Source organism: Streptomyces kanamyceticus, from assembly GCF_008704495.1.
Taxonomy (GTDB): domain Bacteria; phylum Actinomycetota; class Actinomycetes; order Streptomycetales; family Streptomycetaceae; genus Streptomyces; species Streptomyces kanamyceticus.
Genome location: NZ_CP023699.1, coordinates 8,950,523 through 8,971,360, shown reverse-complemented (window position 1 = coordinate 8,971,360; position 20,838 = coordinate 8,950,523). Strand labels below are relative to the sequence as shown.

The window sequence follows — 20,838 nt, the reverse complement described above, 5'->3', positions numbered from 1 at the left end:
GGGTTCACAGTCCCTTCGTGGCGGGGGCGCCGACGGGTGCCCGGTCGTCGGCGGGAAGCGGCTGTGGCAGGCGTACCGCGGAGTCGGCGGCGGGGGTAGTGGTCCGCAGCGCCAGGGTGAGGACGGCGCTGACCGCGTGGCACCCGGCGAAGATCCACACGACGCCGCCGACCCCGAGCGGCCCGAGGAAGAGGCTGACGACGAGGGGGCCCACGAAGGTCGAGGCGCCCGCGCCCAGGTTCAGGGCCGCCATGGCCTGCCCCTTGTGGGCGGGCGCGATGGCGGTCATCAGCGCGGAGAGCGGCACGTACCCGGAGAGCGTCGCGCCGTAGAGCACGGCGACCAGGACGCACAGGGCGTACTGCGAGCCGACGGCGGACGGCACGTAGTACAGGACGAGCGTGGACAGGGTGCAGCCGACGCCGCCGAACCAGGCGACGGTGGTGCGCCAGCCGACCTTGTCGCCGACGACGCCGAAGAGCAGGTTCGTGACGATGTTGGTGGCGAACATCAGGGCGAGCAGTCGCAGCCACTGCGCGTTGCTGAGTCCGATCTCCGTGACGAACCAGGCGGGCAGCATCACCAGGAAGCCGAACTGGGACGCGGTGTTGAGCATCCGCACCGCCGCCCCCGCGCCCACCCGCGGCTCCCGGTACAGGATCGTCAGGCTGCCGACGAGCCCGGTCAGCGGGCTCTCCCCCGGCGGCGCCAGGCGCGCGGAGCCGGTCCGTTCCCGGATCAGGAGTAGCGGTACGAGCCCGCCGACGACGACCACGCCGAGCGCGGCCCACAGCGTGCCGAGCTCCCCGACGTGCGGGATGAGGAGGCTGGCGGTGAGCGAGCCGAGCGTGGGCAGACCGGCGGAGAACGCCGACCAGAACCAGCCCATGGCGCTGCCCATCTGACGCTGCGGGGCGACCGCGGCGATCCACACCAGGAAGGCGTACGCGAAGAGCGGGAAGGCGAGGCCGCGCAGTCCGTAGCCGAGGAGCAGCAGCGGGTACGCCTTGCTGGGGATCGCCACCGTCAGGAAGAAGACGTGGGTGACGACGAAGGCGACGAGGCCGAGCCACATGACGCGGCGCGGCCCCCAGAGGTCGGAGAGCGCCCCGGCGAACCAGGCGGCGACGGCGCCCGTGACGCCGTACACGGTGAAGATCATCGCGACGTCGGCGGCCGGGATGCCGAGGCCCGCGAGGTACGGCGAGAGGTAGCCCGCCTCGACGCCGACGCCGGTCATGAAGATCAGGAGACCCAGATATCCCCAGGAGAGGGCGGGCGGAATGCCGAGTCGTGTGAAGACGGAACTCGGGGTGTTCGTCATTGAAGCTCCCCTGCGGCAACGGCGGCGACGAGTGCTGGCAGGAACGAGCTAACAAGTGGCCGAAAACCCGCGTCAATCGTCTCCCGGCATCTCCCGTGACTAGGGACTTTCGCCGTGTGAGGAGGACTTGGGTCCTGCCGCCCGGAGCAGGGCGGCGCCCCGGCGCGCTCCGGGGTTCACGTGTGAAGTTCATGAGATCATCACTCGAAGATTTCACACGGCACGGCGCGCGTGAGGAGCGGCATGGGAACGAGCGACCGGGCGGACGTCCGCGAGGAGCGGCGCCGGCGCATCCGCGAATCGGTGGTCGCGAACGGCTTCGTCCGCGCGGCCGACCTCGCCGACGCGTTCGACGTCAGCCTGATGACGATCCACCGCGACCTGGACTTCCTGCAGTCGCAGGGCTGGCTGCGCAAGGTGCGCGGCGGGGCGACGGGGCTGCCGTCCGCGCACTTCCACGGCAGCGTCGCCGAACGCATGTCGACGATGGCGCAGACGAAACAGCACCTCGCGCGGGCGGCCGCGCGCGAACTGGTGCCCGGGCAGACGGTGCTGCTCGACGACAGCACCACCTGTCTGCATCTGACGCGCCTGCTCACCGAGCGCACCCCGCTGACGGTGATCACCAATTCGCTGCCCGCGATCACGGCGCTCGCCAAGGAACCCGGCGTCTCACTGATCGCCCTGGGCGGCAACTACTTCCCGGCGTACGACGCCTTCATGGGCCTGCACACCGCGGACAGCGTCGAGGCGTTTCGCGCGGACGTCCTCTTCATGTCGACGACCGCGGTGACTCGGGGCCGCTGCTACCACACGTCACCGGAGACGGTGCAGGTCAAGCGCGCGATGATGGCGGCGGCGACGCGCCGGATCCTCCTCGCCGACCACACGAAGTTCACCCGCGACGGCCTGTACGCACTGGCGCCGCTGTCGGACTTCGACCTCTTGGTGGTGGACGACGGCCTGGCGCGGGAAGAAGTCCGGTCGATCAGGCAGGCCGGTACGGAGGTACGCGTGGTGCCACGGGCCTGAGGGCTTAATGGCACGACGGCCCTGACCGGTGTCCCCCGTACCGGTCAAGGCCGTCGGCCGTTCAGGAGTGGCCGCCGGGTCCTAGTGGGGTTCCCAGTTGCCCTGTGTGGTCACGTCACCCGTGGTGGGCGTGCCGGGCGCCACCTGGACGCAGCCACCGGAGCACTGCGTCGTCGGCTCACCGGCCTGCGCGGCGGCGGAGGCTCCGAAGAGGAGCGCCCCGGTCATGCCGCAGGCCACCAACAGGCCCCCGGCGGGTCGAAGAAGCGTCTGCTTGCTCATGTGGTCCTTTCCTGCTCCGGTTAGGTCCCTGCTCCTACTCAGTCAGTTCCCTGCGCTTACTCCAGCCAGGTCCCCACGACCCTGTCGCCGAGGTTGCACCACGCGGTGCTCTTCTCGGGCGCCCAGACCCAGGGACCGTAGTGGATGTAGCGGTAGCCCCCCAGCGTCTCGCAGCGGATCACCTGCCGGTAGCGCCCCGAGTCGCACCAGCCGCTGTTTCCGTAGTGCCCCGCGGAGCCGCGCTCCGGTTGGCCCCAACACGCCCGCGACTGGGACGTGTCGGACGCGGGAACAGCGGTCGACGACGAGCCGCCCGCCGCCGCGGCGCTCGGCGCGAGGGCCAGCGCTCCTCCCAGGACGAGCGTCATCGAGGCCAATGCCCCTGCGATACGACCTTTGGTCATGCGGATCCCCCAGTTGTCGACGAGACGTGCGTCCGTCGCGGCGACGGGTCCTGTCACCGCGGTCGAGCTCGTGCCTCAACCTAGGCTTCGGCGAGGAGCAGTCGCCAACGTTTCGACGAACATCAAAACGTCTCGTCAGGCGAGGGTGCCGTGTCCCAGCAGGGCGATGCCCAAGGACGTGGCCGTGTGGAGGACCGCCTTGCCCTCGCGCCGGGAGGTGACCAGGCGGGCATTGCGCAGCGCGGCGGCGTGGTGACTCGCGGTCGCCGGGGAGATGTTCAGGCGGCGGGCCAGCTCCGTGGTGCCGCAGCCCTCGACGGACGCGCTCAGCACGGCGGCCCTGGTGCGCCCCAGCAGACCCTCCAGTGGCGGAGCGGTGAGCTCACCGGCGCTCTCCCACAGCGTGGTTTCGAGCAAGGCCTCGTCCAGGGTGGGGACGGCCAGGGTCGGTGCCCGGTCCGGATCCAGCGGCGGGTACAGAAGCTCGACCTGCCATGTGGAGAACACGGTCGGCGCGATGACGAGACCTCGCCCCCGCAAGTGGATGTCCGCATCGCTCGCGTGGACCACTTCGAGCACGGGCGGCCGCCAACGGACCAACGGTTCGCAGAGCGTGGCCAGGAGCCGCTCGACCCCGCCGTCGGCCATCGTGGCCACGTACCCGGCCCGGACCTCGCTCAGATGGGAGCGCACCCTGCTCCAGTAGGGGGCGACGGTGGCGTTGTGGCACGCCCTGAGAGCCGTGGCCACCTGGAGGCGAGCCTCCCGGTCCCCGTCCCTCAGGGCCTGGGCCCAGGATCGGGCCGCGGGGTGGACGTCGATGTTCTCCAGTTCGACACGCAGCAGGGCGCGAGGAGCCGCCATGAGGTTGTCCACCGCCTCGTCGACGGATGCCGTGTCTCCCATCACGCTCATCGCGTCGAACAGCGGACCGCGGTGGGGCATCAACGCGGCGAGCGGGCCTGCCTGTTCGCCCACCCGCCCGCGTACCGATACGTGCCAGCGGCGGAAGGCGGGACCGGACCCGCGGTTCGTCAACAGCCGCACGCTGTCGAAGGTCTCCGCCGCCACGCCGATCGTCGTGGCCACGCGGGTCCGCGCCAGATCCGCCGCCGTGAAGTGAATGCGTTTCACCGAGCGCCCCGTCCCACACGTCACTGCTTGGTCCGAACAGTCTCGGTTCCGGACGGAAGTCACGCAATGATCAATCAGGCCGCTACTCGACCAAATCGGTCCACTGCACGGTGCGCCCGCACCATCGCTCGAGCAACACCCGGTCATGGCCTACGGCGAGAAGCCCCGCCCCGGACTCCGCCCGGTACGCCTCCACCGCGTGGACAAGGGCGGCGGTCGTGGAAGCGTCGAGCATCGCCGTCATCTCGTCACAGATGAGCCAGCGGGGCCGCAGCACCAACGCCCGCGCCAGACACGCCCGTTGCAACTGCCCGTCACTCACCTCGTGCGGCCGCCGGCCGAGAAGATCGGCGCCGAGGCCCACGACGGGCGTCAACTCCGCGACGCGGGCGGCGACTTCGGAGCCGAGGCCCACGGCCCGCAACGGCTCCGCGATCAGATCGGTCAGGGACAGCCGTGGGTCGGCGGACAGCCGCGGCTGCTGGAAGACGACACCGAAGGCGGTGCGCTGCTCGCGGGGCGCCCGGTGGCGCCAGCCCCGCGCGGCCTCACCGTCGATGACCACCTGCCCGGCGTCGGGCCGGTGAAGGAGCGCGGCGACCCGCGCGAGCGTCGACTTGCCGCAGCCGCTGGGCCCGAGAAGGCCGACGGACTCGCCGGGGGCGATGGTGAGATCCACCCCCCTGACGACGGGGTCCCGGCGGTCGTACCCGGCCGTGATGGCACGCAGTTCAAGCACGGGGCGCCTCCAGCACGTCCACGTGGGGGTGGTGGCAGGCGGCGGACCCGGTGAGCGCGGGCACGGTGGCGCACGCCGCGTCCGCACGGTCGCAGCGCGCGGCGAACGCGCACCCTTCGGGCAGCGCGGACAGCTCGGGCGGCATGCCGGGGATGGGCGTGAACTCCCGCTCCGGAAGCGCGTTCAGGAGCCCGCGAGCGTACGGGTGCCGAGGCCCTGGCGCGCCGAAGAAGCTCCCGGCGTCGGTGAGTTCGACGACGCGGCCCGCGTACATGACGGCGACCCGGTCGGCGATCCGCTCGGCGGCGGCCAGGTCGTGGGTGATCAGGAGCATCGCCCGGTCGTCGCCGACGTGCCGCTTCAGCTCGTCGACCGTGCGCTCCACGAGGTCCCTGTCGAGCCCGGTGGTGGGCTCGTCGGCGAGCAGCAGCGGCGCGTCGCCGATCAGCGCGAGCGCGGTGGCGGCGCGCTGGGCGAGGCCGCCGGACAGTTCGTGCGGATAGCGGTCGAGGTGCCCCGCGGGGAACGCGGCGCGTTCGGCGGCCGCTTCGGCGGCGGCCCGCAGCCGCGGCCGCCGGACGCCGAGGAGCTCCCGCAGCGTCTCCTCCAGCTGGGAGCGCACGGTCCGTACCGGCGTCAGGTGCGCGGCGGGACTCTGCGGTACGAGGCCGACGCGCCGCCCCCGTACGGTGCGGGCGAGGGTCCGCTCGTCGGCGGTGAGCAGATCGGTGTCGCCGAGGAGCGCGGCTCCCGCGGTCTCAGCGTTCTGCGGGAGCAGTCCGAGCAGCGCGGAGGCGAGCACGGACTTGCCGCAGCCGCTCTCGCCGACCAGGGCGAGGCATTCCCCCGCCGCGAGGTCGAAGGTGGCGTCGGTGACGGCGGCGACATGACTGCCGCCGCGCATCCGGAAGCGTACGGAGAGGCCCTGTACGGACAGGACGGGGACCGTCACAGCGTGAGCTCCGATCGGCGCCGGGGATTGATCCGTTCCCGCCAGGCGCCCGCGAGACCGGCGATCGCCAGGGTGGGCACGATGATGAACAGGCCGGGGAAGAGCGTCGGCCACCAGTCGCCCGCGAGGAGCGAGCCGCGCGCGCTCTGCACCAGGGTGCCGAGGCTGGCCTGGTGGGTGGGGAGGCCGAGGCCGAGGAAGGACAGCGCGGACTCGTGCCAGATGGCGTGCGGCACCATCAGGACGGCGGCGAGTCCGGCCTGCGGCAGCACGCCGGGCAGCAGGTGCCGCACGGTGACGCGCAGCCGTGAAGCGCCGCCGGAGATCGCCGCGTCGATGTAGGGCCGCGAGCGCAGGGAGAGGACCTCGGCGCGCACGAGGCGGGCGGTGGACAGCCAGTGCGTGAGCGCCACGGAGACGACGACGGGCCAGACGCCCGGCCGGAACATCGCGACGATGAAGATGCCGAGCAGCAGGTGCGGCACGGACGAGAAGACGTCCACGAGCCGCATCACGACCCGGTCCACCCAGCCTCCGGAGGCGGCGGCGAGGGCGCCCACCGCGGTGCCGATGACGGTGGCGACCACGGCCGCGACGACGCCCACCAGGAGCGAGACCCGCAGTCCGTACACGCAGCGCAGCAGCAGGTCACGGCCGACGTCGTCGGTCCCGAAGGGGTGCTCCCACGACGGCGGCAGCAGCTTCGACGCCAGGTCGACGGCCTGTTCGTCGAGGTGGACGAGGGGCGGTACGACGAGGACGGCGAGGACGAACGCGGCGACGAGCACCGCGGAGGAACGCACCCGCCACGCGCGCGTGGAGCGGCGCGCGCTTCCGTGCGCACGCCAGACGATGTCAGCCATCGAATCCCACCCTCGGATCGGCGAGGCCGTACAGGAGGTCGGCCACGAGGTTGCCGAGCAGGACCGCGGCGGTGGCCAGCGCGGTGAGCGCGGCGAGCAGCGGGAAGTCCACGGCGGTCGCGGCCTGCACGGTGGCCGCGGCGATGCCCGGCCAGCTGAAGACGGTCTCCACCAGGAGCGCCCCGGTGATGAGTTCGGGCACGCGGGAGCCGATGAGGGTGAGCACGGGCAGCATGCCGGAGCGCAGCGCGTGCCCGAGCAGGACGGTGCGCTCGGCGAGGCCACGCGCGCGTGCCCCGCGCACGGGGTCGTCGCCGAGTGCGTCGCCGACCCCTTGGCGTACGTACAGGACGAACCAGGGAAGCTGCGAGACGGCGAGCACGCCCGCGGGCAGCACCAGATGGCTCGCGACCTGCCCCGCGGTCACGGTCGAGCTGGCCGTGTCGGTCAGGCCGCCGGAGGGCAGCACGCCCAGCTTGAGGGAGAACACCCAGACGGCGAGCAGACCGAGCCAGAAGGGCGGCGCGGCTTCGAGGGTGTAGGCGAGCGAGGTGACGACGCGGTCGAGCCAGCCGCCGGGGCGGCGCGCGGCGAGCACGCCGAGCGCGGTGCCGAGCAGGATCGCGACGAGGAACGCGGTGGCGGCGAGCAGCACGGACCAGCCGACGCGCTCGCCGATGACGTCGGCGACGGGCTGGCGCAGGGTGCTGGAGTTGCCGAAGTCACCGGTGAGGGCCGAGGTGAGCCAGTCCCACCACTGGGCGGCGAGCGGCTTGTCGACGCCGAGGTTGGCGCGCAGCTGGTCGAGGTTCTCCTGCGAGGCGGTGAGGCCCGCCGTGCCCGCGTACGCCTTGACGGGGTCGAAGGGCGACGCGGCGGCGATGGCGAAGACGCCGAAGGTGACGACGAGCAGCACGGGCACGGCGAACAGCGCCCGCCGTGCCGTGAGCCGCGCCATCGGGCCCCAGGGAAGGCGGCGGCCCGCCGCCTTCTCCGGGGCCTTCGATATCGCTGGGGTCACTTCTCGGGCTGCCAGTCCTCGACGTTCCACCAGGGCCCCGAGGCCAGGCCGTGGTCGTGCGGCTCGACCTGGGTGCTCAGGTCGCCGAAGCGCTTGTCGACGACGTAGAGGTGGTCGATGTGGGTGAGGAAGGTGTAGCCGGGGTTCTTCACCAGTTCGCGCTGGATGGTGTCGTAGGCGGCCTGGCGCTTGGCGCGGTCGCCGCTCTTGCGGGCGTCCTCCAGGGCCTTGTCGACCTTGGCGTTGTCGTAGTGCGCCATGTTGTTGAAGCCGTCACCCGCGAGGGAGGACTTCAGGAGGGTGTACTGGTCGAAGTCCGGGTCCGCGGGCGAGCCGCCGCCGCCGAGGACCGCGTCCTTGGGCATGAGGGGCTCGATGACCTCCCACGTGCCGGACTGCACCTGGACCTTGATGCCGAGCTTCTTGGCGTCGGAGGCATAGGCGAGGGCGTGGTCCTGGCGGAGCTTGTCGCCCGCGAGGTACCAGAGGTTGAACTTCGCCTGGACGCCGTCCTTCTCGCGGATGCCGTCCTTGCCGGACTTCCACCCGGCGTCGTCGAGGAGCTTCTTGGCCTTGCCCGCGTCGAACTCGCGCTCGGTGCCCTTGGTGAACCAGGGGCTGTCGGTCGGGACGGGCCCGTAGGCCTCCTTGCCCGCGCCGTCCAGGATCGAGTCGACCATGGCCTTGCGGTCCACGCCGATGTCGAGGGCACGGCGGATGTCGGTGTCGCCGGTGACCTTGTCGCCGGTGGGCAGGGTCACCACGCGGTAGTCGAAGGTCTTGGCGGCGTACGTCGTCTTGCCGTCGTTGTCCGCGTACTTCTTGGCGAGGTTGGGCGGCAGGATGGCGCCGTCGAGCTCACCGGCGTCGAGCCGGGTGGCGCGGACGTCGTCGTCCTTGATGATCGCCATCGTGAAGTTCTTGATCTTCGGCGCGCCGCCCCAGTAGCCGGGGTTGGCCTTGAAGGTGAGCTTGTCGTTCTTGGTCCACTTCACGAGCTCGTAGGGGCCCGTGCCGACCGGCTTGGTGGTGAAGTCGCCGGTGTTCACGTCCTGCTTGCCCGCGATGTGCTCGGGCGCGATGGGCAGCACGGTGCGCTCGGCGAACGGCGCGTAGGGGTACTTGAGGTGGAAGACGACCGTGTCCCCGCCGGAGCCGCCCTTCGCCTCGACGCTCTTGACCGCGTCCAGCTCGGTCTTGGAGGCGTTGTTGGTCTTCTTGTCGAGGATCGTCTCGTACGTGAAGACGACGTCCTTGGCCGAGAAGGGCTTGCCGTCGCTGAACTTGACGCCCTTGCGCAGCTTGAACGTGTAGGTCTTGCCGTCGTCGGTGACCTTGGGCAGCTCGGCGGCGAGCGCGGGCTTGAGCTTCATGTCGGCGTCGTGCGTGAGCAGCCCGTCGAAGATCTTCGAGTTGCCGTCCTTGCCGTAGCCGAGGAGCGGGCTGAGGGTCTCCGGCTCGTACGCGATGCCGACGACCGCCGAGTCCTTGGCGCCGTCCCCGCCCGCGCCGTCGCCCGGCGCCGAGCACGCGGAGGCCGCGACCGCTATCGAGACGGCCGCCGCCAGTCCACCCGTGCCCCGTATCGATCGGGCCCTCATGCCCCACACCCCTACTGAAGATCAACCGTTATTGCGAACAGCTCGCAATTATGCCTTACGTAATGCGGACGTAAAACGCGCAGCCCGCACCCAGTACGTGCATATCCCATTAAAACCGGTCGCCCCGCAGTCTCGGTGGGCCCGCCCCGACCGCGGCCCTCCCCCGGTGCCCGTTCGGTCACCTCTCGCTGCCCTCGGGCCTCTGGCTCACGGGCGACGCACCACGTATGCATGAAGGGACGTCATGGCAACGTGGGAAGAGGGACCTTGCACGAACACGACAACGCACGGCAGCGCGGACCCGGGCGGGGGAACGCGCCCGCGCGCAAGGCCGGGGACGCGACCGGAACCCCCCGCGAGCGGCTGCTCGCCCTCCAGGCCGACGCGGGCAACGCCGCCGTCGTGCAGATGCTGCGCGCTTCGGGCCACGCCCAGGAGCAGGAGGAGCACCGGCACGGCGCCGGGTGCGGACACCAGCAGGCCGAGCAGGCCGCCGTGCAGCGCTCCGCCGTGCACGACGTGCTGCGCGGCAGCGGCCGCCCCCTCGACGAGGGCACCCGCACCGACATGGAGGCCAGGCTCGGCGCGGACTTCTCCGATGTGCGCATCCACGACGACAGCGCCGCCAAGTCGTCGGCGGCCGAGGTCGGCGCCCGCGCGTACACCTCGGGCAGCCACGTCGTCATCGGCGACGGCGGCAGCGACCGGCACACCCTCGCCCACGAGCTGACCCACGTCATCCAGCAGCGCAGCGGCCCCGTCGCGGGCACCGATCAGGGCAACGGGCTGCGCGTCTCCGACCCGTCGGACCGGTTCGAGCGCGAGGCGGAGAGCAACGCGCACCGGGTGCTCTCGGGGCCCGCGCCCGAGGCTCCGGTGGCCGACGCGGACGTGCAGCGCGCCCCCGCCGCGGCGGGCGGCCACGCCGTCCAGCGCGTCGCCGACGCCCCCTGGCGGGCTTCGAGCGGCACCCGGATCCTGGACATCATCGTCGGTGGGGGCAATGACGGCGACAGCCCCCGCCGGGTACTCGGCGGCTTCGAGTTCGGCCCCGAGTGCCGCAACAACGGCGGCAACAACCTCATCTCGCGCCCCAAGGCCATGACCGTCAGCCACGAGGGCAGGAGCGCCCGGCTCGCCGTGCACCTCAACGTGATGCTCGTCCTCGGCAACGAGACGGGGAACAGCAACGCGTCGACGGTGAAGATCAAGGGCACGCACTTCCACCTGACCGCGCGCCCGCTGGACGGCCAGAACCTCATCGAGGACGCGGGAGCCTCCGTCCTCACCGCCCAGGACTCCATCCACGTCGGCCCCGGCAACGCCGAGGCGGGCTGGAACAACCGGCCGGGGAACACGGCCAACCTCGCCGCGGCCGTCGGCGTGCCCGCCGAACAGATCGTCGCCGGGCTCCAGGACCGCTACCCCGCCGCCGACACCGTGTCGATCGCGCAGCAGTTCGCACGGGACGCGGGCCGCGCCGTCATCCACGGCCTGAAGCCCGAGAAGGTCACCGTGGTCTGGGAGGGCGACAACTCCTTCCCCGTGTGACAGATCCGTCGCCGGGCCGCCCGAAGGCGGCCCGGCAAGGGCGCCGCAGCCTCAGGGAGCCCGCAGGTCCACCAGCTCCGCCAGCGCCTCGCGGTGGCGGCCCGCCGTGCCGAAGGCGATCGAGTCGGCCTTGGCGCGCTTGAGGCACAGGTGCACGGGGTGCTCCCACGTCATGCCGATGCCGCCGTGCAACTGCAGCGCCTCCTCGGCGACGTGCACCGCGACGGGTGCCGCGTACGCCTGCGCGAGAGCCGCCGCGACGTCCGCGTCCGCGCTCCCCGTGGCCAGCGCGTCGGCCGCGTTCCTGGCCGCCGCACGGACGCCCACGACTTCCAGCCAGAGCTGGGCGAGCCGGTGCTTGAGCGCCTGGAAGGAGCCGACGGGCCGGTTGAACTGGTGCCGTTCCTTCGTGTAGCGGACGGTCTCGGTCAAACACCATTCGGCGAGGCCGAGTTGCTCGGAGGCCAGCAGCGCGGCCCCGGCCCGCAGGCCCGCGCGTACCGCCGTCTCCGCGTCCGGCGTCAGCACGCGCGCGCGTGCCGCGTCGAAGGCCACGGTGGCGATCGGCCGCGTCAGGTCGAGCGAGACCCGCGGGGTGACGGTGACGCCGTCCTGCGCGGTGTCGACCGCGTAGAGGGCGCCGTCGGCGGGGACGAGCAGGACATCGGCGCAGACCGCGTCCGCGATGCCGGTCAACTCACCGTGCAACGAGCCGTCTTCGTGCCGTACGCCGGACAGGCGCGTGCCGGGAGCGGCGGCGAGGGAGACCGCGAGCACCCCGATCGCGCGCCCGGCGGCGAGCACCCCGAGCAGCTCGACGGCCTCGCTCCCGTCCGTGCCGCCGCAGGCAAGGAGCGCCTCGGTGGCGACGACGGCGCTGGTGAGATAGGGCACGGGAGCCACCGCGCGGCCCAACTCCTCCAGGACGACGGCCGCTTCGCGGTGCGATGCGCCCTGACCGCCGAGGCGTTCGGGGACCAGGAGTCCGGCGAGGCCCATCTCGCCCGCGAGGGTCTTCCACAGTTCGAGGTCGTGCGGCCGGTCGGTCTCGGCGCGCGCGAGTACGGCGGCGGCGTCGCAGCGGTCGTCGAGGAGGTCCCGCACGGCGGCGCGCAGCGCGTCCTCCTCCTCCGTGTAGAGAAGATCGCTCATCGGGCCAGGTCCTTCCAGGCGACGTCCTTGTCGGTGCGCGGCTCGGAGGGCAGGCCGAGGACGCGCTCCGCGACGATGTTCAGCAGGACCTCGCTGGTCCCGCCCTCGATGCTGTTGCCCTTGGCGCGCAGATAGCGGTAGCCCGGGTCGCGGCCCACGAAGTCGACGAGTTCGGGCCGACGCATCGTCCAGTCCTCGTACAACAGGCCTTCCTCGCCCATGAGTTCCACTTCCAGGCCGCTGATCTCCTGGTTGAGGCGGGCGAAGCCGAGCTTCATGCCGGAGCCCTCGGGCCCCGGGTGGCCCGCCACGAGCTGCTGGCGCAGCCGCTCCCCGGTGAGCCTGGCCACCTCGGCCTCGACCCAGAGCTTCAGCAGGCGCTGGTGGAGGTCGTGGGTGCGCAGCTCGGGGCGTTCGCGCCAGGTCTTGGCGACGACGCCGATCATGCCGCCCTCGCGCGGGATCCGCATGCCGCCGATGGAGACGCGCTCGTTCATCAGCGTGGTCTGGGCGACCTTCCAGCCGTCGCCGACCTCGCCGAGCCGGTGCGCGTCGGGGATGCGCACATCGGTCAGGAACACCTCGTTGAACTCGGCCTCACCGGTGATCTGGCGCAGCGGCCGCACTTCTACGCCCGGGTCGGTCATGTCGCACACGAAGTACGTGATGCCGCGGTGCTTGGGCGCGTCCGGGTCGGTGCGGGCGATGAGGATGGCCCAGCGGGCGAGGTGGGCGCTGGACGTCCACACCTTCTGGCCGTTGATCACCCAGTCGTCGCCGTCGCGCACCGCGCGGGTGCCGAGCGCGGCCAGGTCGGATCCGGCGCCCGGCTCGCTGAAGAGCTGGCACCACACCTCCTCGCCGACCCAGAGCGGCCTGAGGAAGCGGCGCTTCAGCTCCTCGGTGCCGAAGCCGAGGATCGTCGGCGCGGCCATGCCGAGGCCGATGCCGATGCGGCGCGGGTCGTTGTCGGGGGCGCCCGCGGCCTCCAGCTCGGCGTCCACGACGGCCTGTTCGGAGCGGGCCGCGCCGAGCCCGCCGAGGCCCTCGGGGTAGTGCACCCAGGCGAGTCCGGCGTCGAAGCGGGCCTTGAGGAAGTCCGTGCGGTCCGTCGTGGCGGGCGGGTACGCGGCGAGCAACTCCTGCGTACGGATGACCAGTTCGGCGGCGTCGGTCATGCGGCACCTCCGTGCGGCAGGACGGCGACGCGTCCGGTGGTCACTCCGTCGGCGACGCGCTGCACCGCCGCGGCGGCCCCGTCCATCGGAACCCGCTCGCTCACCAGCGGCTTGATCGCACCCTTGGCGGCAAGCTCGGTCAGCTCCTCGTGACAGCGCAGGATCAGCCGCGGGTCCTTCCTCGCGTACAGGCCCCAATGCAGGCCGAGGATCGCGTAGTTCTTCACCAGGGCGTGGTTGAGCGCGGGCGTCGGGATGGCGCCGCTGGCGAAGCCGACCACGACGATGCGGCCCTCGAAGGCCACGCACTTGGCCGACTTGGCGTAGGCGTCGCCGCCCACGGGGTCGTAGATGACATCGGCGCCGCGGCCGCCCGTGGCCTCCTTCACCGCGCCGACGACGTCACCCGCGCGCCGGTCGAGGACGAGGTCGCAGCCCAGGTCGCGCGCGACCGCGGCCTTCTCCGCTCCCCCGACCACGCCGATGACCTTGGCACCGGCCGCCTTGCCGAGCTGTACGGCGGCGCTGCCGACGCCGCCCGCGGCCGCGTGCACCAGGAGCGTCTCGCCCTCCTGGAGGTGCGCGCGGCGGTGCAGGCCGAACCAGCCGGTCTGGTAGCCGATGTGCAGCGCGGCGGCCTCCGCGTCGTCGAGCGCGTCGGGCGCGGGCAACAGCGCCGCGGCGTCCGCCACCGCGTACTCGGCGAAGCCGCCGTACGGCAGGGCGGGGTTGGCGATCACACGGCGGCCGCCCTCGGTCTCGCCGCAGATCTCCAGGCCGGGCGTGAACGGCAGCGGCGGCCTGATCTGGTACTGACCACGGCAGAGCAGCGCGTCCGGGAAGTTGATGTTCGCGGCACGGACCTTGAGGAGCAGCTGCCCCTCGCCCGGCTCCGGCCTCGCCACCTCCGCGAGGCGCATCACCTCGCCCGGCTCGCCGTTCTCGTGCACTTGCCATGCCTGCATGCGGGGCCTCCACGGGGCTGTCGTAGACCGGGCTCCACCGCATACTAAGCGGTCGCTTGCCCTTGGGGGAACAGCCGGAGGGAAACCGTCGAAGTCAGCCGGAAACCGTCAGTCCCCCTTCTCCTTACGGGTGGGTCGCGCCCGGACGTGCATCCGCTCCCCCTGGGGCCCGAACAGGCTGATGAACTCCGCTCCCCCGCCCCCCGTGGCCCCGAACCAGTGCGGTACCCGGGTGTCGAACTCCGCCGCCTCACCAGGGCCGAGCACCACGTCGTGGTCGCCGAGGATCAGCCGCAGCTTCCCGGAGAGGACGTAGAGCCACTCGTACCCCTCGTGCGTCCTCGGGTCGGGGGCGGGCGTCGTCCGCGGCGGCTCGACCACCTTGTACGCCTGCAGACCGCCCGGCTGCCGGGTCAGCGGCAGCATGGTGCGCCCGTGCCGGACGATCGGCTTGGCCCGTACGCGCGGGTCGCCGACCGGTGGCGCGCCGACCAGCTCGTCGAGGGGGACCTGGTGGGCGCGGGCGATGGGGAGCAGCAGTTCGAGGCTGGGCTTGCGGTGGCCCGACTCCAGCCGCGAGAGGGTGCTCACGGAGATGCCGGTGGCCGCGGAGAGCGCGGCCAGGGTGGCGCCGCGTTCCTTGCGGATGCGGCGCAGCCGGGGCCCCACCTCGGTGAGGACCTGGTCCATCTCCTCCGGGGCACTGGCCGCCCCCTCTCCTGCTTCTGCTTCGGCTTCTCTCATGCCGACATCATGGCGCAGTTCTTGCTGCTTCGGCAATCCCACTTGTCGATATCGCACTAGTGGAGTGATGGTGTCCGTGGAGGTGGTCACCATGACCCGAAAGAACAGCAGCCAGGACAACGCGTACGAGGTCGTCGTCGTGGGAGGCGGCGCGGCGGGCCTGAGCGCGGCGCTCGTGCTCGGCCGGTCGCGGCGCCGGGTCCTCGTCGTCGACGCGGGCGAGCCGCGCAACGCGCCCGCCGCGCACATGCAGGGCTATCTCTCGCGGGACGGCATGCCGCCTGCCGAGTTCCTCGCCGTGAGCCGCGGCGAGCTGGCGCAGTACGGCGTGGACGTCGTGCGGGACCGGGTGACCGCGGTGGCGCCGGACGGCGCGGGCGCGTTCACGCTCTCCCTCGCGGACGGCGCCCCGGTCCACGCCCGCAGGGTGATCGTCGCCACCGGACTCGTGGACGAGCTCCCCGAGCTGCCGGGACTCGCCGAGCGCTGGGGCCACGACGTGCTGCACTGCCCGTACTGCCACGGCTGGGAGGTGCGGGACGAGGCCTTCGGGGTGCTCGCGTCGGAGCCCTTCAGCAGCCACCAGGCCCTGCTCGTCACGCAGTGGTCCAAGGACGTCACGCTCTTCCTGCACACCGTGCGGGACGTGCCGGACGCCGACTGGGAGCGCCTCGCCGCCGCGGGCGTCTCCGTGGTGGAGGGGGAGGTCGCGGGCCTGGAGGTCGAGGACGACCGGCTGACGGGGGTCCGACTCGCCGACGGGCGCGTCGTAGCGCGCTCCGTCCTGTTCGTCGCCGCGCGGCCGGTGCCCCGGTCCGGCCTGCTCACGGCGCTCGGCGCCGACACCAAGGACACGCCGTACGGCCCGTACCCGGCGACCGACGAACTGGGCCGCACCAGCGTCCCCGGCGTCTGGGCGGTCGGCAACACGGCGAGCGCCATGGAGCAGGTCATCAACGCGGCCGCCATGGGCTACCGAGCCGGACTGACGATCAACGCGGAGCTCCTCATGGAGGACATCGACGCGACGGCGGAGCGGCGGCGGGCCGGGGTGTTCACGGCGGAGGCCGAGGCGGCGGTGTCGCGCGCGGTGACGGGCGAGCGGGCGCACGGTCTGCCGGTGTAGCGGTGCGAGCAGTGCATAGGCCATGGAGCTTTGGAGCCGTACGCGATATCGATGCGCACACCAGTAGCCCGGGCCCGTGAACGGGCCCGGGTACGAGGGAGGGATGCGCGGATGACGGATCACGCGGAGGGTGTGGCGGGGGCGGCGGGGGCGGCGGGGGCCGTGAGTGCGGAGGGAGCGGTGAGCTCGGCGGGCTCGCCAGGCACGCCGGGCGCGGCAGGCGCGGCAGGCGCGGCAGGCGCGGCCGGTGGGGCGGGCACAGCCAGTGCGCCACGCGCGGCGGGCGTGGCAGGCGTGGCAGGCGCGGCCGGTGGGGCGGGCACAGCCAGTGCGCCACGCGCGGCGGGCGCGGCGGGCGCGGCAGGCGCGGCAGGCGCGGCAGGCACAGCCGGTACGGCGGGCACAGCCGGTACGGCGGGCACAGCCGGTACGGCGGGCACAGCCGGTGCGCCACGCGCGGCGGGCGCGGCGGGCGTGCCGGGCGCGGCAGGCACCGCGAGCGCGGCGAGCCCGCCGGGTACGGCAGGCACGGCGGACGTGGCAGGCACTCCGAACACGGCACACACGGCCGGTACGGCGCGTACAGCCGGAACGGCGAGCACAGCCGGAACGGCGAGCACCACCGGAACGGCGAGCACAGCCGGTACGACAGGCTCGGCGGGTGCGGCGGGCACGCCGGGCACGCCGGGCACGCCAGGTGCAGCCGATGCGGCTGGCGCAGCCGGTGTCGCAAGCTCGGTGCCCCGCCGGGCCGTTGATGGGCCGCCCGGCCTGCCCTCCCCTCCCCCGCCCGGCGCGAGCGCCCTGCCGCCCGGGACGTTCGCCGGGACGGTCGTACTCGTCACCGGCGGCGGGACCGGTCTCGGCAAGGCCGTCGCCGCGGAGTTCGCGCGGCTCGGCGCCGACCTGGTGATCGCGAGCCGCAAGGAGGACCGGCTCGCGGCGGCGCGGGACGAACTGGCGGCGCTGGGCGGGCGGGTGACGGCCGCCGCGTGCGACATCCGCGACCCGCTGCGCGTCGCCGAGGTCTTCGACGCGGCCGAGGAAGCCCACGGCCTGCCGGACGTCCTGGTGAACAACGCGGCCGCCAACTTCCCCGTCCCCTCGGAGGACATGTCCCCCAACGCGTGGCGCTCGGTGGTGGACGCCACGCTCAACGGCACGTTCTACATGACGCGGGAGTTCGGCCGCCGCCACCTCGCCGCACGCACCCCCGGCTCGGTCATCAACGTCGGCGCCTCCTACGCCTGGACGGGCGGCCCCGGCTTCGCGCACAGCGCCGCGGCCAAGGCGGGCGTGAAGAGCCTGGTGGAGAGCCTCGCGGTGGAGTGGGGGCCGTACGGCATCCAGGTCAACGGCCTGGTGCCTGGCCTGATGCCGCACGACGACATGACCGAGGACATCCGCGGCAATCTCGACCGCGCCCACGACAAGGACGCCCGGCAGCCCGCTCTGCGCGTCGGCCGGCCGCGCGAACTCGGCTGGGCCGCCACCTTCCTCGCCTCGCCCTACGCCCGCTTCATCACCGGCCACACGCTGGTCGTCGACGGCGCCAACTGGCAGCGCCGCGCCCTGGTGAGCCCGCCCGTGGTGACGGTCCGCGAGCAGCTGGGGCGTGGCCCGTTCGCCGAGTGACCCGCCGCGCCCCGGCCGCTCACACCCGTTCCCCCTACTTCCCCTCGAACACGGCCGACCGCCCCGCCCCCTTCGCCCCGTACCCCTCACGGGAGTCCTCCGACGTGAGCGTGATCGCCGCGTTCATCGCGACCCGGTCGAGCGCCCCCGCCATCCCCGCGTCCGCGTACGCGTCGATGCCACGCTTGACGCCCTGCACGGCGAGCGGCGCGTTCGCGGCGATCTCGGCCGCCACCGCGCGGGCGGTCTTCGCCAACTCGCCGACGGGCACGACCTGTTGGAGCAGGCGTAGCCGCTCGGCCGTCGGCGCGTCGACGCGGCGGCCGGTGAGCGCGAGCAGCTTGGCCCAGCCCGCGCCCGCCTCGCGCGCGATGCGCAGATCGCCGCCCGCGTCCACGGCGACGCCGAGCCGCGCCTCGGGCAGGGCGAACACCGCGTCGTCGGCGGCGATCCGCACGTCCGCCATCAGCGCGAGCTCGAAGCCGAAGCCGAGGCAGTACCCCTGCACGGCAGCGACGATCGGCTGCGGCAGCTCGGCGAAGGTGCGGAAGCGCTCGTGGACCCAGCGCATCGCCTCGTAGTAGTTGCGGGCGCGCTCGGCGCCGGAACGGCCCGTGATCGCGCCGCCCGGTGCCGTGATGTCGATGCCCGCGCAGAACGCCCTGCCCTCGGCGCGAAGGAGCACCGCCCTGATCGAGTCGTCGAAGCGGATCCGGTCGGCGAACAGGCCGAGCTGCCGGGTGGACTCCCAGCTCCACGCGTTGAGCTTGCGCGGGCGGCAGAGCGTGAGGATGCCGAGGCCGTCCTCGACGTCGAGGCGCAGCCGCTCCTCACCGTCCGGGATGTCCGTGCCGATCGTGTCGATCATCGGGCCCCAACTCCTCCACGGTCATACATTTCTGATGACCCGTCAGAGTAGGGGCGGCGGCCTACCGGCTGAAGACCTCGAACGGCACCGCGGGCCGCCCGCCGAAGCGCGACGCCACCGACTGCGCGTTGCCCAGGAGGAACGTCCTGCAGTACGTCTCCGGGTCCTCGTCCGTCAACGCCTCGATGTAGGTGCGGTGTTCGAGCAGGGAGAGCACGGAGCGCTCGAGCCCGGCCGTGGCGTCCGCCGCGTGGGTCGGCGACGCGGACCCGGCGACGGCGACCCACCGCACGCCGTTCCACGGTTCGAGGCCCTGCTCCGCTATCAGCTCGGGGAAGATCCAGCGGTTGCCCGCGTCGGACGCCGCGTCGAGCGTGGCGCGGCCGACCGCCACGTGGTCGGGGGTGTTCCAGGCGACGCCGCCCCAGGTGTCACGGTGGTTGAGCGTGATGACGAGCTCGGGCCGGTGCCTGCGGATCGCGGCGGCGATGTCGCGGCGCAGCGCCGTGCCGTACTCGATCACGCCGTCCTTGTGGTCGAGGAACTCCACGGTCCGCACGCCGACGACGGCCGCGCTCGCCTGCTGCTCGCGCTCGCGCAGCGGCCCGCAGGTGGCCGGGTCGACGGTGTCGATGCCCGCCTCGCCGCGGCTCGCCAGGAGGTAGGCGATCTCGCGCCCGCCGTCGGTCCAGCCGGCTATCGCGGCCGAGCAGCCGTACTCCAGGTCGTCCGGGTGGGCGACGACGGCGAGCGCGCGCTGCCAGTCCTCGGGCATGGGCGTGAGGTGCGCGTGCGGTGCGGAAGTCTGCGGCTCGGTCATGATCCTCAGCCTAGCGCCGGGGTCCGACAACGGGCAGGGCTCGGGGCGCCTGCCCCTGGCGGACGGCCAGGGGCGGCACCGGGAGCGGCGCGTGCGTCACGCGTCCCCGCGGGCGAGCGCGAGCAGCCGGTCGAGCACCCGGGGCCCCTCGGCCCTGAGCCCGTCGTGCTCGAACTCGTCGGTGACCCAGGTGCGCAGGCCCCGGATGGCGCGGGCGGTGGCCAGGGAGTGGTCCGTGTCGACGTACATGTCGTCGTGGTAGATCGCCGCGGCCACGGGCACCTCGTTGGCCGCGAGCCGCTCCGGGTCGTACAGGCGCGGCCAGTCGGTGCGCGCGGCGAGCAACTCGGCCGTCTCGCGCAGCGGGCGAAGGGCCGGGTCGCTGTCGAACATCCAGCGCTGCACGGCCTCGCCGGTGAAGAGCAGCGGCGCGTTGTCCGCCAGGCTCTTGCCCGCGTCGAACCGCGGGAACTCGCCGCGCACGCGCTCCGCGGACCAGTCCGTGGGCCGCTCGCCCTGGCCGTAGACCGCCTCGTGCAGGACGGCGTAGAGCGGGCCCGCCGCGTAACTGAGGACCGAAAGGACGTTCTCCTGGAAGGCGTCGGAGAGCACGGGCCCCGACGGAGTCCGTACGAACGCGTCCTCGATGAGGTAGTGCAGCCGGTGGCTGCCGCTGCTCGCGCCCAGCAGGATGCCGAGCGACTGGAAGGCCGGGACGGTCAGCCGGTAGCCGCCGGGCAGGACCTGCTCGTGCTCGGCGAGGTACTCGGCGATCTCCCTGGCACGCTCGACGTCCTGCGGGTAACGGGCGTAGTGCGCGGCACTCTTGCGCTCCATCCGCGGGTAGGCGGCGCGGTACACGTCGTCCGCGTGGCCTTCGAGCGTGGGCAGACCGCCGGTGATGAGCGCGGTGTGCAGGCCTTCGGGGGCGTACGAGAGGTAGTGCGTCACGCAGAATCCGCCGAAGCTCTGCCCGAGGACGGTCCAGGGGGCGCCGCCGGTCACCTCGGGGCGGATCGCCTCGCAGTCGCGCACGATGGAGTCGGCGCGGAAGTGCGCCAGGTAGTCGGCCTGTTCGCGGGGTCCGCCGCGCAGCGGGAGCGTCTGCCGGTTGGCGGGCGTGGAACCGCCGGTGCCGCGCTGGTCGATCAGGAGCACCCGGAAGTCCTCCAGGGCGCGGCCGAGCCAGGACTCCTTGCCGTTGAAGCGGGTCGCGCCGAAGCCGGGGCCGCCCGTGAGGTACACCAGCCACGGCAGTTCCGCGCCGCCCGGGGCGGTGGACACCACCTCGCGCGCGTAGACCTCGATCCGCTCCCCCGCCGGTGCGTCGTGATCCAGTGGCACGCGGAAACGGCGGTCGGTGAGGACGACTCCGGGCTGGCGGTACGTGGCGGTCAATGCGGCTCCTGGGCCAGGTCGCGCGGGGCGACGTCGCGGACACGGGACG

General features: G+C 72.8%; 21 protein-coding genes. 4 read left to right on the top strand and 17 right to left on the bottom strand.

The annotated features are described in order from the left end of the window. Nucleotides 1-4: 4 nt before the first annotated feature. Complete coding sequence (locus CP970_RS39005; RefSeq protein WP_055543494.1) at nucleotides 5-1,324, bottom strand: MFS transporter; 1,320 nt, start codon at nucleotides 1,322-1,324, stop codon at nucleotides 5-7. 243 nt (nucleotides 1,325-1,567) lie between these two features. Between CP970_RS39005 and CP970_RS39000 the strand changes: the two genes are divergently transcribed. Beyond that, nucleotides 1,568-2,356, top strand: coding sequence for a DeoR/GlpR family DNA-binding transcription regulator (locus tag CP970_RS39000; protein ID WP_055543495.1), 789 nt, complete (start codon nucleotides 1,568-1,570; stop codon nucleotides 2,354-2,356). Nucleotides 2,357-2,437: 81 nt separating this feature from the next. Here CP970_RS39000 and CP970_RS38995 read toward each other — a convergent pair whose 3' ends face one another. The 8 genes from CP970_RS38995 to CP970_RS38960 form a co-directional block, all read right to left on the bottom strand. Then, nucleotides 2,438-2,638, bottom strand: a complete 201-nt coding sequence (locus CP970_RS38995; protein ID WP_055543496.1) for a hypothetical protein — start codon at nucleotides 2,636-2,638, stop codon at nucleotides 2,438-2,440. A 56-nt stretch (nucleotides 2,639-2,694) separates the two neighbouring features. Further along, nucleotides 2,695-3,099, bottom strand: a complete 405-nt coding sequence (locus CP970_RS38990; RefSeq protein ID WP_150494545.1) for a hypothetical protein — start codon at nucleotides 3,097-3,099, stop codon at nucleotides 2,695-2,697. A gap of 78 nt (nucleotides 3,100-3,177) precedes the next feature. Beyond that, nucleotides 3,178-4,176: an ArsR/SmtB family transcription factor gene (locus CP970_RS38985; RefSeq protein WP_055543498.1), complete on the bottom strand. Its 999-nt coding sequence runs from the start codon at nucleotides 4,174-4,176 to the stop codon at nucleotides 3,178-3,180. An 82-nt stretch (nucleotides 4,177-4,258) separates the two neighbouring features. Beyond that, nucleotides 4,259-4,915 carry an ABC transporter ATP-binding protein gene (locus CP970_RS38980; RefSeq protein ID WP_055543499.1) on the bottom strand — a complete coding sequence of 219 codons (657 nt, stop codon included), beginning with the start codon at nucleotides 4,913-4,915 and terminating at the stop codon, nucleotides 4,259-4,261. Next, entirely contained in the window at nucleotides 4,908-5,819 is a 912-nt protein-coding gene (locus tag CP970_RS38975) for an ABC transporter ATP-binding protein (RefSeq protein WP_055543514.1), read from the bottom strand. The genes CP970_RS38980 and CP970_RS38975 overlap by 8 nt, the downstream gene beginning before the upstream one ends. Before the next feature lie 44 nt (nucleotides 5,820-5,863). After that, the gene (locus CP970_RS38970) at nucleotides 5,864-6,730 is read right to left on the bottom strand and encodes an ABC transporter permease (protein ID WP_055543500.1); all 867 of its coding nucleotides are present in this window, start codon (nucleotides 6,728-6,730) and stop codon (nucleotides 5,864-5,866) included. After that, entirely contained in the window at nucleotides 6,723-7,688 is a 966-nt protein-coding gene (locus CP970_RS38965) for an ABC transporter permease (protein ID WP_055543501.1), read from the bottom strand. The genes CP970_RS38970 and CP970_RS38965 overlap by 8 nt, the downstream gene beginning before the upstream one ends. 59 nt (nucleotides 7,689-7,747) lie before the next feature. Beyond that, nucleotides 7,748-9,352: an ABC transporter substrate-binding protein gene (locus CP970_RS38960; protein WP_055543502.1), complete on the bottom strand. Its 1,605-nt coding sequence runs from the start codon at nucleotides 9,350-9,352 to the stop codon at nucleotides 7,748-7,750. A gap of 267 nt (nucleotides 9,353-9,619) precedes the next feature. On the opposite strand from CP970_RS38960, the gene CP970_RS45280 reads away from it, so the two are divergent. After that, nucleotides 9,620-10,903 (top strand): DUF4157 domain-containing protein, encoded by a 1,284-nt coding sequence (locus CP970_RS45280; protein ID WP_398656576.1) that lies wholly within the window; start codon nucleotides 9,620-9,622, stop codon nucleotides 10,901-10,903. Between the two features lie 51 nt (nucleotides 10,904-10,954). Here the strand turns inward: CP970_RS45280 and CP970_RS38950 are convergent, their stop codons facing one another. The 4 genes from CP970_RS38950 to CP970_RS38935 all read right to left on the bottom strand — a co-directional run bounded on the left by CP970_RS38950 (nucleotide 10,955) and on the right by CP970_RS38935 (nucleotide 14,888). Beyond that, the gene (locus tag CP970_RS38950) at nucleotides 10,955-12,055 is read right to left on the bottom strand and encodes an acyl-CoA dehydrogenase family protein (RefSeq protein ID WP_055543503.1); all 1,101 of its coding nucleotides are present in this window, start codon (nucleotides 12,053-12,055) and stop codon (nucleotides 10,955-10,957) included. Further along, on the bottom strand, nucleotides 12,052-13,233 hold the full coding sequence (locus CP970_RS38945) for an acyl-CoA dehydrogenase family protein (RefSeq protein ID WP_055543504.1): 1,182 nt from the start codon (nucleotides 13,231-13,233) through the stop codon (nucleotides 12,052-12,054). The genes CP970_RS38950 and CP970_RS38945 overlap by 4 nt, the downstream gene beginning before the upstream one ends. Continuing rightward, a complete protein-coding gene (locus CP970_RS38940) occupies nucleotides 13,230-14,198 on the bottom strand; it encodes an NADPH:quinone oxidoreductase family protein (RefSeq protein WP_055543505.1) in 969 nt (322 codons plus the stop codon). The genes CP970_RS38945 and CP970_RS38940 overlap by 4 nt, the downstream gene beginning before the upstream one ends. A 108-nt stretch (nucleotides 14,199-14,306) precedes the next feature. Next, nucleotides 14,307-14,888 carry a helix-turn-helix domain-containing protein gene (locus tag CP970_RS38935; RefSeq protein ID WP_055543506.1) on the bottom strand — a complete coding sequence of 194 codons (582 nt, stop codon included), beginning with the start codon at nucleotides 14,886-14,888 and terminating at the stop codon, nucleotides 14,307-14,309. A 145-nt stretch (nucleotides 14,889-15,033) separates the two neighbouring features. Between CP970_RS38935 and CP970_RS38930 the strand changes: the two genes are divergently transcribed. Next, complete coding sequence (locus tag CP970_RS38930; RefSeq protein ID WP_055543515.1) at nucleotides 15,034-16,068, top strand: NAD(P)/FAD-dependent oxidoreductase; 1,035 nt, start codon at nucleotides 15,034-15,036, stop codon at nucleotides 16,066-16,068. A gap of 119 nt (nucleotides 16,069-16,187) precedes the next feature. On the opposite strand, the gene CP970_RS38925 is transcribed toward CP970_RS38930, so the two are convergent. Beyond that, the gene (locus CP970_RS38925; RefSeq protein WP_150494543.1) at nucleotides 16,188-16,751 is read right to left on the bottom strand and encodes a hypothetical protein; all 564 of its coding nucleotides are present in this window, start codon (nucleotides 16,749-16,751) and stop codon (nucleotides 16,188-16,190) included. A gap of 55 nt (nucleotides 16,752-16,806) precedes the next feature. Here CP970_RS38925 and CP970_RS38920 point away from each other — a divergent pair, with 55 nt between their 5' ends. Further along, the gene (locus CP970_RS38920) at nucleotides 16,807-17,703 is read left to right on the top strand and encodes an SDR family oxidoreductase (protein WP_150494541.1); all 897 of its coding nucleotides are present in this window, start codon (nucleotides 16,807-16,809) and stop codon (nucleotides 17,701-17,703) included. Between the two features lie 34 nt (nucleotides 17,704-17,737). Here the strand turns inward: CP970_RS38920 and CP970_RS38915 are convergent, their stop codons facing one another. The 3 genes from CP970_RS38915 to CP970_RS38905 all read right to left on the bottom strand — a co-directional run bounded on the left by CP970_RS38915 (nucleotide 17,738) and on the right by CP970_RS38905 (nucleotide 20,789). After that, on the bottom strand, nucleotides 17,738-18,571 hold the full coding sequence (locus CP970_RS38915; RefSeq protein WP_150494539.1) for an enoyl-CoA hydratase/isomerase family protein: 834 nt from the start codon (nucleotides 18,569-18,571) through the stop codon (nucleotides 17,738-17,740). Between the two features lie 61 nt (nucleotides 18,572-18,632). Continuing rightward, nucleotides 18,633-19,391: a PIG-L deacetylase family protein gene (locus CP970_RS38910; RefSeq protein WP_055544075.1), complete on the bottom strand. Its 759-nt coding sequence runs from the start codon at nucleotides 19,389-19,391 to the stop codon at nucleotides 18,633-18,635. A gap of 96 nt (nucleotides 19,392-19,487) precedes the next feature. After that, on the bottom strand, nucleotides 19,488-20,789 hold the full coding sequence (locus CP970_RS38905) for an alpha/beta fold hydrolase (RefSeq protein WP_055544074.1): 1,302 nt from the start codon (nucleotides 20,787-20,789) through the stop codon (nucleotides 19,488-19,490). Between the last annotated feature and the right edge of the window lie 49 nt (nucleotides 20,790-20,838).

What these genes read in the sequence shown, in the direction of transcription:
- CP970_RS38930 (WP_055543515.1), top strand. Translation starts at nt 15,034, where the DNA reads ATGACCCGAAAGAACAGCAGCCAGGACAACGCGTACGAGGTCGTCGTC.
- CP970_RS38940 (WP_055543505.1), bottom strand. Translation starts at nt 14,198, where the DNA reads ATGCAGGCATGGCAAGTGCACGAGAACGGCGAGCCGGGCGAGGTGATG.
- CP970_RS38995 (WP_055543496.1), bottom strand. Translation starts at nt 2,638, where the DNA reads ATGAGCAAGCAGACGCTTCTTCGACCCGCCGGGGGCCTGTTGGTGGCC.
- CP970_RS38915 (WP_150494539.1), bottom strand. Translation starts at nt 18,571, where the DNA reads ATGATCGACACGATCGGCACGGACATCCCGGACGGTGAGGAGCGGCTG.
- CP970_RS38970 (WP_055543500.1), bottom strand. Translation starts at nt 6,730, where the DNA reads ATGGCTGACATCGTCTGGCGTGCGCACGGAAGCGCGCGCCGCTCCACG.
- CP970_RS39005 (WP_055543494.1), bottom strand. Translation starts at nt 1,324, where the DNA reads ATGACGAACACCCCGAGTTCCGTCTTCACACGACTCGGCATTCCGCCC.
- CP970_RS38950 (WP_055543503.1), bottom strand. Translation starts at nt 12,055, where the DNA reads ATGAGCGATCTTCTCTACACGGAGGAGGAGGACGCGCTGCGCGCCGCC.
- CP970_RS38910 (WP_055544075.1), bottom strand. Translation starts at nt 19,391, where the DNA reads ATGACCGAGCCGCAGACTTCCGCACCGCACGCGCACCTCACGCCCATG.
- CP970_RS38960 (WP_055543502.1), bottom strand. Translation starts at nt 9,352, where the DNA reads ATGAGGGCCCGATCGATACGGGGCACGGGTGGACTGGCGGCGGCCGTC.
- CP970_RS38935 (WP_055543506.1), bottom strand. Translation starts at nt 14,888, where the DNA reads ATGGACCAGGTCCTCACCGAGGTGGGGCCCCGGCTGCGCCGCATCCGC.
- CP970_RS39000 (WP_055543495.1), top strand. Translation starts at nt 1,568, where the DNA reads ATGGGAACGAGCGACCGGGCGGACGTCCGCGAGGAGCGGCGCCGGCGC.
- CP970_RS38975 (WP_055543514.1), bottom strand. Translation starts at nt 5,819, where the DNA reads ATGCGCGGCGGCAGTCATGTCGCCGCCGTCACCGACGCCACCTTCGAC.
- CP970_RS38965 (WP_055543501.1), bottom strand. Translation starts at nt 7,688, where the DNA reads ATGGCGCGGCTCACGGCACGGCGGGCGCTGTTCGCCGTGCCCGTGCTG.
- CP970_RS38945 (WP_055543504.1), bottom strand. Translation starts at nt 13,233, where the DNA reads ATGACCGACGCCGCCGAACTGGTCATCCGTACGCAGGAGTTGCTCGCC.